12 protein-coding genes are annotated in these 12,122 nt (G+C 49.5%); 3 read left to right on the top strand and 9 right to left on the bottom strand.

Annotated elements, in window-relative coordinates:
• The first annotated feature begins 24 nt into the window (after positions 1-24).
• Positions 25-639: a nicotinamide mononucleotide transporter gene (locus tag HZ996_00535; protein QTN39977.1), complete on the top strand. Its 615-nt coding sequence runs from the start codon at positions 25-27 to the stop codon at positions 637-639.
• On the opposite strand, the gene HZ996_00530 is transcribed toward HZ996_00535, so the two are convergent.
• The 7 genes from HZ996_00530 to typA all read right to left on the bottom strand — a co-directional run bounded on the left by HZ996_00530 (position 611) and on the right by typA (position 6,985).
• Positions 611-1,066, bottom strand: coding sequence for a hypothetical protein (locus tag HZ996_00530; GenBank protein QTN37681.1), 456 nt, complete (start codon positions 1,064-1,066; stop codon positions 611-613). The two genes, HZ996_00535 and HZ996_00530, sit on opposite strands and share 29 nt — an antisense overlap.
• A gap of 33 nt (positions 1,067-1,099) precedes the next feature.
• Complete coding sequence (locus HZ996_00525) at positions 1,100-1,645, bottom strand: DUF2911 domain-containing protein (protein ID QTN37680.1); 546 nt, start codon at positions 1,643-1,645, stop codon at positions 1,100-1,102.
• Between the two features lie 73 nt (positions 1,646-1,718).
• Positions 1,719-2,033: a hypothetical protein gene (locus tag HZ996_00520; protein QTN37679.1), complete on the bottom strand. Its 315-nt coding sequence runs from the start codon at positions 2,031-2,033 to the stop codon at positions 1,719-1,721.
• Between the two features lie 13 nt (positions 2,034-2,046).
• A complete protein-coding gene (locus HZ996_00515; protein ID QTN37678.1) occupies positions 2,047-2,496 on the bottom strand; it encodes a hypothetical protein in 450 nt (149 codons plus the stop codon).
• 216 nt (positions 2,497-2,712) lie between these two features.
• On the bottom strand, positions 2,713-4,191 hold the full coding sequence (locus HZ996_00510) for a DEAD/DEAH box helicase (GenBank protein QTN37677.1): 1,479 nt from the start codon (positions 4,189-4,191) through the stop codon (positions 2,713-2,715).
• 375 nt (positions 4,192-4,566) lie between these two features.
• Positions 4,567-5,160, bottom strand: a complete 594-nt coding sequence (locus tag HZ996_00505; protein ID QTN37676.1) for an NAAT family transporter — start codon at positions 5,158-5,160, stop codon at positions 4,567-4,569.
• A gap of 31 nt (positions 5,161-5,191) precedes the next feature.
• A complete protein-coding gene (gene typA / locus HZ996_00500; GenBank protein ID QTN37675.1) occupies positions 5,192-6,985 on the bottom strand; it encodes a translational GTPase TypA in 1,794 nt (597 codons plus the stop codon).
• Positions 6,986-7,140: 155 nt separating this feature from the next.
• Here typA and HZ996_00495 point away from each other — a divergent pair, with 155 nt between their 5' ends.
• Positions 7,141-7,479, top strand: a complete 339-nt coding sequence (locus HZ996_00495; protein QTN37674.1) for a hypothetical protein — start codon at positions 7,141-7,143, stop codon at positions 7,477-7,479.
• A gap of 2 nt (positions 7,480-7,481) precedes the next feature.
• Here the strand turns inward: HZ996_00495 and xth are convergent, their stop codons facing one another.
• Positions 7,482-8,246 (bottom strand): exodeoxyribonuclease III, encoded by a 765-nt coding sequence (gene xth / locus HZ996_00490; GenBank protein QTN37673.1) that lies wholly within the window; start codon positions 8,244-8,246, stop codon positions 7,482-7,484.
• A 12-nt stretch (positions 8,247-8,258) separates the two neighbouring features.
• Complete coding sequence (locus HZ996_00485) at positions 8,259-9,047, bottom strand: alpha/beta hydrolase (protein ID QTN37672.1); 789 nt, start codon at positions 9,045-9,047, stop codon at positions 8,259-8,261.
• A 103-nt stretch (positions 9,048-9,150) separates the two neighbouring features.
• Between HZ996_00485 and HZ996_00480 the strand changes: the two genes are divergently transcribed.
• Entirely contained in the window at positions 9,151-12,117 is a 2,967-nt protein-coding gene (locus tag HZ996_00480; GenBank protein ID QTN39976.1) for an amidohydrolase family protein, read from the top strand.
• The last annotated feature ends 5 nt before the right edge of the window (positions 12,118-12,122 follow it).

Genomic DNA, 12,122 nt, shown 5'->3' with positions numbered 1-12,122 from the left:
GATTATCTTTGCCCTGTGGAATGGATCGACTACTTCTTGGACCCGTATCGAGGATACTCCAATTTGGACATTGGAATTGAGGTGGTCGCCGTTGTGTTTGGTCTGCTCTCGGTTTACTATGCGCGACTGGCCAAGATTGCGGTCTATCCTACCGGCATTATCTCCACTTCACTCTACATCTACATTTGCCTCAACGCCAAGCTCTATGCCGATATGGGCATCAACGCTTACTTTATGGTCATGAGCTTTTACGGCTGGTACGTTTGGCTTCAAGAGAAGCCGGATGAAGCCGCGGAGCGGCTATTCTGCCGCCTACGGCGCGATGAGTACCCCAAACTATTCGCAGCCCTCCTGATTGCGTGGGCCATCCTCGCCTTCGTCTTGGTGCGATTCACCGACAGCGATGTGCCGTACATCGATGCCACCACCACCTCATTATTCTTTGTGGGGATGTACTTCATGGCCCGAAAGAACCTGGAGCACTGGTGGCTTTGGATCATTGGAGACGCGATCTCTATTCCCTTGTACGTCTACAAGGGACTGGGGCTTACAGCTTTCCAATATCTTGTTTTCCTATATCTCGCCATAATGGGCCTCAAAGAATGGAAGGCTACCATTTCAAGCCAAAGTTCAAACTGACCAAACCCCAAGTCCCCGCAGAGACCTGAAGGTGCCAATCGTCTTTTTTGGGATTAAAGCGATATCCCAAATTCAATACCGGGTGTACATAGCCCGTTCCTCCGTTTCGAACATCAAAGAGGTAAGCAGCTCCTAAATCGCCCAAGACTTGATGTCTTCTTCGTCCAAAAACGGAGCGTCCGCCGCCAACTAAATGTGGGCCTCCCTGTTCATCCCGGCTCCAAAAGCCACCACCCCCGTAGACTTCCCAATTCCACAAATGGATGGCTTCATTCAATCGATAAGTGTAATGTACTTCGCCTCCCCCTGAAACGTCAAGGGCAGAACGTATATTAATCTGAAATTCCAAGGTCTGACGGAACTTGGCAGATTGCCCAAAACTGGCCACGGCCAGTAGGGTGAAGATAAGGGAGTAAAACAGTTTCACGACCCTTCTAAAATACGAAATGCCCTGTGCTTCTTACGGCGTAATTTGTGCGCTCACTTGAACCTGATCCCATTCCAGAATCAATGCCTGTTCACTGGAAAAGCGAATCGTGAATTGCTCCACCTCTTCTTCAAGGGCAAGAACGGGTACCTTGACTTGCAGTACATCGAACTCTGCTTTTCGTTGAGCATTAGCTTCCCAGTCCACGCCCCAAGAGTACATTTTACTGTTCCAAATAACGGTCCACTCGTTTTCATCAGGAATGGTCCATAGGGTATATTTCCCTGCCGGAAGTGACTGCCCTTCAATCTTAATGTCGGTGGTCGTGGAAAAGGTGCTGGCCTCATTGGCCCCCGTACGCCATACCTCTCCGTAAGGGACAAGGGCGCCGAATATTTCTCGATCTTTTTTATAGGGGCGGTTGTAAAAGACTTCGACTTCTCCGTCTCCGACAGTCATGGTTATAATTTCTTCGGGACTGTGTTTTTTCGTTTGCGATTGCATGTATTTGTAAGCTCCAAAGAGCAATACAATTAAGGCGACCAAGGCAATCACCAACCATTTTAAAAAGCGGATCATTTAGTTGAGGGTAAGAGGGTTAACATAGCGAGGTGAAAATACGAATTGTAAGTCCTTTCTCTAAAGAGTATCCTTACAAAAGAGCGCTGACGGCTTTTTCGAAGACTTTTATGGCTGCATTTGCCGCGTTTTGAGCCAGCACCTTTCCTCTCACCTCAAGGGCTTCCAGATTTGCCTGTAGAATTTCTTTTTGCTCTTGGAGTCGATAGGTGAATTCTTCTTCGGATAAGAGCCCTTCAGTCTTCATTTGACTCAGCATTTCGAAACGCTCTCTTTGTCGATGAATTATATCTTGAGCGGGGTCCTTGATCTTCTTCCAGCCTTTTCCGAAAGCCTCTTCGGCCGCCGCAATCATCTCTTGTAGGGTTTGGTCAATATCGATTCTCATGCGATTATTGCTTTTAGGGTTGTGCCATCTTTTTTCCTTCTTCGGCAACCAGCATGGCGTAGAAAAAATCGCTCATGGTCAGGCGATTTAACTTGATATCAGCATCCGAAATGCCATCTTTTTTCTTGTGTATCTCTTTGTATTCAATCCACTTGTCCAAAGTCATGACAGCAATACGAGTGCTGTTTTCATTTAGGGGTTGAATGCGATTCTTTCGCACTATGGAATTCAGTTGCACTTCAATCTTTAAATAATCCTCTTTGAAGTACTGATAGCTTCGCGCTCCAAAATCTCCTGTGGTGTTTTCACCCATGCTCAAATAGAAATAGTCAATGGCTTCTGCTGCATTTTCAATTTGTGTCGCCAATTGCCCATCGTAGTCAGCAACAAATTGTACTTGGCAAGCTTGAAGAACTAAAGACAAGGCAAAGGCCAGCCCCAATCGAGTAAAGCGAGTTTTCATGTGTTCGAGATATATCTTATCAAGATAGCACAAAAGAAAAAAAGCGCACAGCTGGAGATCTGTGCGCTTTATGAACGTTGTGTCTTCGGATTGATTGGTTCTGGAGAAACCGAAGGCACTGTTCTTGAAACCGCTTGCAAAGTACTGCAGGTATTCTGCCTCGGAAAAGATTTTTAGGCTAATAAATCACAAGTCTGGATTCAGGAGGTGTTCGAATTACCTCCCTCTTCGGCCGTGGTGGCGATCTTTGGCTTTAAAGCCGCCTTTTTTCTTTTTGCCACCACCTTTCCTTTTGTGGTAGGATCCCTTCTTATGGTACCCGCCACCGCCACCGCCTCTGGAGCGGCCGCCTTTGGGTTTTCCACTCGAGAAGCGTTGATTTAAATCGTCTCCTTCACCGGAGGAATTGCTTCGCTCTAGCTCAAGGACAAGCAACTTTGCCAAAAGCTCCTCCTTGCTGAGCCCAGCAAGTGTATTGGCGACTTCGAAAAAAAGTTGGCCGTCAATTTTCCCTTTGGGACGAGTGTCGAGAATTTGTTGAACCCACTTCTCAATTTTGGCCGCCTTGATGTCTTCAGGGGTTGGGACATCAGCTTGAGAGAAGGAGATGTCCAACTTATCAGCTAAACGCTCCAGTCGCCCCCGATCCCGCCCGGTCGCGAAGACAAGAGAGATTCCTTTTTTTCCAGCACGTGCAGTACGCCCGCTGCGGTGTGTGTAGTACGCTGGGTCATCTGGCAATGCCATGTGGAAGACGTGAGTAAGGTCATTCACGTCAATTCCGCGAGCAGCTACATCCGTGGCAATGAGCACTTGAAGCTCATGGTTCTTAAATCGCTTCATAACGCGATCTCGCTGTGCTTGACTTAGATCACCATGAAGAGCATCTGCCTTGTAGTCACTTTTGAGCAAATACTCAGCGAGGTTTTGAGTATCCCGCTTTGTTCGGCAGAAAACCACCCCGCGAAGCGCTGTTTCGTGGTCCAAGAAGCGCATGAGTGCTTCTGATTTTTTGGCTCCTTGTGTGATGACGAAGCGATGATCAATATTCTTGTTGACCTCGTTCTTGGTGGCGACGCGTACTTCCAGTGGCGCATTCATATAGTTTTGAACGAGCTTTTGGATTTCAGCCGGCATAGTCGCGGAAAAGAGCCAAGTGAGTTTTTCTACCGGAGTGTAGCTCAAAATCTTATCGAGCTCGTCTTTGAAGCCCATGTTGAGCATTTCATCCGCTTCATCAAGTACCAAAATACCTAGTGCACTCAAGTCCACCGCTTTTCGCTCGATCAGGTCTATAAGTCGACCGGGAGTCGCAATGATTACTTGTTGTGGCTTTTTGAGGGCTTTGATTTGGTTGATGATGGCTGCTCCGCCATATACAGCCAATACATTTACCTGATCCTGGTATTTGCTGAAGAGGGCTAGCTGTTCAGCAATCTGTTGCCCGAGCTCACGAGTTGGAGCCAGAATAAGCGCTTGCGTTCGAGGCTCTTCGGGGTCTACTCGCTCGAGTAGGGGAATTCCAAAGGCAGCGGTCTTTCCCGTTCCCGTCTGTGCCAAGCCAATAAGGTCGTTGTCTCCATCAAGAAGAAGGGGGATGGCTTGTGCTTGAATTTCCGAAGGCTGTTGAAAGCCAAGATCTTCCAGGCCTTTTAGCATTTCGCTAGAAAGCCCAAGGGATTTAAATGAAGTCAAATGGGAACGTGTTAGAAATGAGCCACAAAGGTCGTGAAATTAAAGCAGAAAAGTCCCGTCGGCACCGCGGGACTTTTCCTCATTAACCTAAACATCTGTCCGGGAGGACAAATAAGACGCATGGATTGTGTCTTGATGCTCAAGCTCGTAATTTTTTCCTAATCCTAAGTGGTTCAGGGACAAAAGATTAAACAATTTTATTAACAAGGGGATATAAAAAGAGCGCCCACCCCTTTATGTGTCCTCCCTCGGGGTGGGCGCTTGTCCCCAGGTTAGTTGGGGACGCTGCAACATGAAAACCTCTAACCTCACAGCTAAGATCTGGAGAAATTCTATATAAGAGAACAAGTCTCGTTGCGATAAATTATACTATTGTTACACAAGCAGTCCGCGGATGCCGTCAATGAACATCTGGACGCTTAAGAAAAGCAGGAGCATTCCCATCAAACGCTCAAGCGCAGTAAGGCCTCGGCGGCGAAGCCAGCGATACATGAAGGGTGCTGCCAGGAGAATTAAAAAAGATGCTCCCCAGGCCGCAAGAAGGGCTAAAGTGACGCTAACAGGCGCGTCTGCATGATTTTTCGACAATACCAACAGCGTCGCTAAGGCTGATGGTCCCGCTATCATGGGCATTGCGATCGGAACAATGAAGGGTTCGCCTTGAGCGGCAAAAAGCGATTGGTTTGGATCCGCAGGGAAGATCATCCGCATTCCAATGATGAAGAAAATCACTCCTCCCGAAATCTGTACCGCTTCGGTTTCCAAATGGAAAATACTCAAGAACTCGTTCCCGAAGAAGAGGAACAGCAATAGGATTACCAGCCCAATGAGTACTTCGCGGATGATAATCTTTCGCCTGCGCTCCGCCGGAACGTCTTTAAGGATGGTCAATACCAAAGGAACGTTCCCGAAGGGGTCGAGTACAAAGAATATCAATATGGCCGTTGAAAGAATGAAGTTTAAATCCATGGCCTGCAGTCTTTAGAACGAAGAGCCCTGGTTACTTTCCAGAACGCTTGCGCTCGTGTTCTTTCAAATAGATCTTTCTCAATCGTATACTCTCTGGAGTTACCTCTACGTACTCGTCCGATTGGATGTATTCTAAGGCCTCTTCCAAAGTAAACTCAACAGGTGGTGCAATACGCATTTTATCGTCTGCCCCTGAAGAACGCATATTACTAAGCTTCTTGGTCTTGGTCACATTGATGGTCAAATCACCTGGGCGGTTGTTCTCGCCAATGACTTGTCCTTCGTAAATATTTACCCCTGGAGCAATAAAAAAGGTACCGCGATCTTGAAGGTTGTTGATGGAGTAAGGAATCGCCGTTCCAGTTTCCAAAGCGATCAACGATCCGTTCTGGCGACCTGGGATCTCACCTTTATAGGGTTGGAATTCTAAGAATCGGTGACTCATGATGGCCTCCCCAGCTGTTGCCGTCAACAGGTAGTTTCGAAGACCGATAAGCCCACGTGAAGGAATTTGAAATTCCAAGTGGATGCGATCTCCCTTGGGCTCCATGGTCAGCATTTCACCTTTGCGCAGGGTGACCGCTTCAATGGCTTTTCCACTTACGTTCTCTGGCAGGTTAATGGTCAGGTGCTCAACAGGCTCCATTTTTTGACCATCAATTTCTTTGAGAATTACCTGAGGCTGACCAATTTGCACCTCATAGCCTTCGCGGCGCATGGTTTCAATCAATACGCTCAAGTGAAGTACTCCTCGCCCAAATACTTTGAAGGTATCCGCGGAGTCCGTCTCTTCGACGCGAAGAGCCAAGTTCTTCTCCATCTCTTTTTCAAGACGCTCCTTAATGTGACGTGAAGTCACAAATTTTCCTTCTTTTCCAAAGAATGGAGAGTCATTGATGGTGAAGGTCATGCTCATGGTAGGCTCGTCGATTTTGATGGTCGGCAAGCCCTCTGGTGCCTCAAAATCCGCGACGGTATCGCCGATGTCAAAACCCTCAATTCCGGTGATGGCACAAATCTCCCCGCTGTGTACTTCGTCTACTTTAACTTTTTCAAACCCTTCAAAGACGAAAAGTTCCTTGATTTTGGACTTGACAACTGTACCGTCCCGTTTCACGAGATTGACTTGCTGATTCGCTTTAAGCGTTCCGCGATGCAAGCGGCCAATCGCAATACGGCCAACGAATGAGGAGTAATCCAATGAGGTGATCAGCAACTGAGGTGTACCTTCACGTTTTTCAGGAGCAGGGATGTGCTCGATGATCATGTCGAGCAGATAGTTAATGTTGTCCGTGGGTGCGTTCCAGTCCTCGGCCATCCAGCCTTGTTTGGCGGATCCGTACGCTGTAGGGAAATCCAATTGCTCTTCGGTAGCTTCCAAATGGAACATGAGATCGAAGACCATCTCGTGTACTTCTTCTGGAGTACAGTTCGGCTTGTCGACCTTGTTGATGACCACGATAGGTTTAAGCCCGAGCTCAATGGCCTTGCTCAACACAAAACGAGTCTGTGGCATTGGGCCTTCAAAAGCGTCGACCAAAAGAAGTACACCATCTGCCATGTTTAGAACGCGCTCTACTTCACCTCCAAAATCACTGTGGCCTGGTGTGTCGATTACGTTGATCTTGTGATCACCGTAACGTACACTTACGTTCTTGGCCAAAATGGTAATGCCGCGCTCGCGCTCCAAATCGTTGGAATCCATGATGAGCTCCCCTGGCTTTTCGTGGTCGTCGAAAAGATTTCCGGCGTGGAGCATTTTGTCTACCAAGGTGGTTTTACCGTGGTCAACGTGAGCAATGATGGCGATGTTACGCAAGTTCATAGGGGCTTCTTTGTAAAAATGGCTGCAAAGGTACGCCAAATTAACGGTTTCTAAGTGTCTCGTAACCAATGAAAAAGATGCCGTAACTATTATTTAACCCCTTTGGCCCCAGTGGCGTGGCATTTTGAGGTACCTTCGTTAAAAATCCATGCATCATGAGCAAGTTGCGCGAACTCAACACCTTCCTCGACGAATACCTTCTGGACGAGGGAGATTACATCGAAATTGAAATTGCCGAGGATACCTCACTGGAGGATTTTTTCGCCACGTATTGGGGGGTCTTTTTGGATCACCGAATTGATGCAGAGGGCATCGATCCCGGCGAGTATTTCTTCTACGCGGGTATTCATGCCATGGACCTTCAGGACGCAGTTACCGCATTTGAAGAGGATGAGCCTTTAGGAGATGATGGTGGTGGCATTTGGGTCGTTGACTTGTGCCTAGAACTGACCAAAGGGCTAGCCGAAGAAAAGGGATTGGTAGATCTCGAATAGTCTTAAGACATCTCAATACCCACCGGGCAGTGATCGGACCCGAGTACCTCGTTGAGGATAAAACTCGATGAGATCCGGGGCATGAGCGCTTTACTCACGAGAAAGTAGTCTAAGCGCCAGCCAATATTCTTTTCACGAGCTCCAGCTCGATAGCTCCACCAGCTGTATTTGACCTCTTCGGGATGTTGTTCCCGAAAGGTGTCGACTAGGCCGGTTTGGTTTAGAAAGCGATCCATTCCATCGATTTCCTTTTGGGTGTACCCAGCCGTTTTGTTGTAGTTGGATTTTGGTCTCGCAATGTCGATCTCCTGGTGCGCCACGTTCAGGTCACCGCAAAACATTACGGGCTTTTGCTCTTGAAGTCGTTCCAAATACGCGGCCATATCTGCATCCCATTGGCTGCGATAGTCGAGCCTTTTTAACCCGTTTCCAGAATTGGGCACATAGGCGGTGACGAGGTAGTACTCGTCAAACTCTGCAGTGATGACACGCCCTTCTTGATCGTGCTCTTCGATTCCAATTCCGTAGGTCACCGATTGTGGTGCTTCTTTTGAAATGATGGCGGTACCCGAATACCCTTTTTTCTCCGCGGAATAAGCGTGCAAGTGATACCCTTGTAAGCCTGTGAGCGCCTCAGCCACTTGTTCAGGAGTTGCCTTAGTTTCTTGAAAGCAGACGGCGTCCGCATCCATTTCGACAAGGCTGTCCAAGAGTCCTTTTTTGACACTGGCACGGATGCCGTTCACGTTGAAGGAGATGAATTTCATGGGGAAGAGGGGTTATCGTGCCGTAGGCACTTGCTCAATAAATCGTATGCTGTGATCATTGAAGAATTCCGGTTGATCGATGTTTACGACATGGCCTGAGTTGGGAACGACGACCAGCTCTGCACTTTTGTGGCGAGCGGCCAAGTGCTTGATCGAGGGCAAGAACATATGGTCTTCATCGCCCATGAGGTACAGGGTCGGAATGGGAACTTCTACCGTTCGGAACCACTTGAGCTTGGCATTCACGTCCGCTGCTAACTTGAACCAGCGAATGAATTCTTTCTGCGCGAGTTTCTTGGCCTCTTCAATAAAGAGTAGGCGTGAAGTGCGGTGTGCCTTCCGGGGCATGATGATAAAGGCGAAGAACCGGTAAAGCAGGAGATAGGGAACAACGCTTTTGAACCAAACGCCTAAGCGCATCAAAATTTTACCTCGCAGGTTCATTTTCATCACGGCACCCGCCATGATCATGCTCTGAACGCGCTCGCGATGGCGTTCGGCCAATTCCCGAACGATAATGGTTCCGAGGGAGATCCCGATGAAGTGGCTTTTTTGAATGCGCAGATGATCAATGACCTCGCGTACCTCTTCGGTAATTTCTTCGAAGGTGTAGCGCGGCATTTTGAGTGGCTCCAATCCTTTGCTCTGACCGTGACCGCGAAGGTCAATGAGCAAGACATTGAATCGCTTCCGAAAAGCTCGGAGTTGTCGGAACCAAATGCTCGATGAGCCTCCGGCCCCGTGGATGAAGGTCACCCACTCGTTGCTGTCATCGTGTTCGTACGTGGTGTAGTGTAGCACGGGCGCAAATTAATCAAAACGCCTCGTTTTTGGTTATACTTGCCATTCTATTACCCCAAACAAGACGACTTTGAAGAAAACACCATTCCTGAGCGGACTGTTTATGTTGTTCGCTTTTACGGCTTTAGGGCAAACCGGGAAGACCAATGATTTGGCCGATGAGCGCCCGGAACGCTATGCCCTGACCAACGCAACTGTTCACATCAATGAAACGACGACCCAAGAAGAAGCTACGGTTCTTATAGAAGGCTCTATGATCATCCAGGTCATGACCTCTGGAGAAGCGCCAAAAGGGTATCGCGTCGTGGATTTGGAAGGCAAGCACATATATCCTGGGCTCATTGACCTATACAGTACATACGGAACGCCCCAAGCGGAACGATCTCGAGATCGGAGCCGTGGCCCCCAATTCGATAGTAAAACCAAAGGGCCCTACGGTTGGAATCAGGCCATTCGATCTGAATTTGAAGCGGATAAAGTCTTTGAGCCATCGGAAAAGGACGCCGCTGCGCTCCGAAAGCTCGGGTTTACGGCGGTATTGACGCATCGTCACGACGGAATCCATCGCGGCTCCGGCTCCCTCGTAAGTACGGCCAAGACCGATGCCGGAACGGCGGTAATTGTTCCAGCGGCCTCGACGCATTTCAGTTTTCAAAAAGGGACCAGCACGCAGAGCTATCCGAGCAGTATCATGGGTTCTGTGGCCCTCTTGCGTCAGACGCATTACGATGCGTCGTACTACGCCGCAGTGGACCAGCCCGAATCCTATGACGCAACATTAGAGGCCTTTAACGCCCAGCGGGCTCTTCCGGCAGTATTCGAAGTCCGCAATCGACTCCGCGCCCTACTGGCCGATGAAATTGGCGAAGAGATGGGATACGACTTCATCGTTCGCGGAAACGGAGATGAATACCAACGGACGCAAGAATTGGCGGATGCCGGTTTGCGCTTCATCCTTCCCTTGGATTTCCCTGACGCCTACGATGTTGAGGATCCATATGGAGCGGTGGACATAGACCTGGAAGAGATGTGGCATTGGGAGCACGCGGCCGAGAACGCGGCGCGACTTCACGCGGCGGGAATCGAGTTTACCTTTACCCTGGATGGCCTAGACAACCAACGGGATTTCTGGAAGAATTTGCGCGGAGCTATTGAGAAAGGCCTGCCCGAAGAGGTTGCTCTAGCCGCCATGACCACGACCCCCGCGCGCTGGTTAGGTGTTTCGGACCGCGTAGGTCAAGTCGATGCGGGATATCGCGCCGATTTGCTCATCACGGACACCACGCTATTTGCTAAAGGCTGCACCGTTTACCAAGTGTGGACAGGCGGCCAGGCCCATGAGTATAAGGCCCTACGGGCCGATGATTATGCCGGCGTCTACGACCTAACCATCGAGGACAGCACTTGGACCTTCAAGGTCCTGGGAGACGCAGGAAAGCATCGTGCCGAAATCGCCTTGACCGATTCCACGACACTCGAGGTGACTTCAAAATTCAAGGGCCCTAACCTTGTGATGAGCTTCCAACCAGATGGCCTCCCGGCCTCCATTCGATTGAATGGATTCCGGACCGATGACGGATACCGTGGAAGTGGTCAGTGGAGCGATGGTCGTTGGGTCGATTGGACGGCAACCTACACCAGTGCTTTGCCCGTGGATACCACGAAGAAGAAAAAGAAAAAGGAAGAATCTTCCTCCGAAGAGATGATGGCCGAGCTGCCTAGGCCGTTTAACGGATACGGGTATTTCGATGCTCCTGAAGACACGAACATCGTTTTCCGAAAGGCGACCATCTGGACGCTGGCGGGCGATCAAGAAGTTCTTCAAGAAGCAGATCTTTGGGTGCGCAACGGACGAATTGAGGCTGTGGGTGTCGATCTTGACGCTTCTGGGGCTACCGAAGTAGACGCTTCAGGAATGCACCTCACACCCGGTATTGTCGATGAGCATTCGCACATCGCCTTAAGCGGAGTCAACGAAGGAACCATGAACAGTTCGGCAGAAGTACGGATGTACGACGCTGTTGATTCCGACGATATTGACATCTATCGACAACTCGCCGGTGGAGTAGTGGCCGCGCAATTACTGCACGGTTCGGCAAACCCCATTGGTGGTCAAAGCGCTTTGGTCAAATTCCGCTGGGGGGCGAGCCCTCAGGAGATGCGTATTGAAGGAGCGGATGGCTTCATCAAGTTTGCCTTGGGAGAGAATGTAAAGCAGAGCAACTGGGGTGATGATAATCGAATACGCTTTCCGCAAACTCGGATGGGAGTAGAGCAAGTCTATGTGAACGCTTTTACTCGGGCGATGGATTATCGCGCCGTGGAGGCGCAAACCGGCAAGAAAGAAGCATTCCATCGCGATCTAGAGCTCGAGGCGCTTGCCGAGATCGTGGAAAGTCAGCGCTTCATTACGTGCCATAGCTATGTGCAAAGTGAGATCAATATGCTCATGAAGGTAGCTGAGCAATTCGGTTTCCGCATCAATACCTTTACCCACATTTTGGAGGGCTATAAAGTCGCAGATATTATGGCGGAACACGGCGCCGGTGGTTCTACTTTTGCCGATTGGTGGGCCTATAAATATGAAGTAAAAGAGGCCATTCCTTACAACGCAGCACTCATGCACGAGGCTGGAGTCACGGTGGCCATCAATTCCGATGATGCGGAGATGGGCCGTCGCTTGAATCAAGAGGCGGCTAAGGCGGTCAAGTATGGAGGCGTTTCGGAGGTTGAGGCTTTGAAGATGGTGACCTTGAACCCCGCAAAACTGCTTCATCTGGATGATGAAATGGGAACGCTTGAGCCTGGAAAAAGCGCCGATCTCGTGCTTTGGACAGGACATCCGCTCAGCGTGTACAGCGAGGCCCAAACCACCTTGATTGACGGACGTATCTATTTCGATCGAGCGGCCGACGCTGAGCGATTGGCTTGGATACAAAGCGAACGTCAGCGGTTGATTGCCCTGATGCGGGGAGAAAAAGAAAAAGGAGCCAAAACGCAGAAGCCGAAGGAAAAGCAGCGGCATCATTGGCACTGTGACGATTTGTTGAACCAAGGCGTAGCCTACTAATACCA

It is taken from the genome of Cryomorphaceae bacterium (genome assembly GCA_017798125.1).
GTDB lineage: Bacteria > Bacteroidota > Bacteroidia > Flavobacteriales > ECT2AJA-044 > ECT2AJA-044.
Note: the sequence above shows the minus strand (reverse complement) of the source record. Positions and strands in the feature narration are given on the sequence as shown.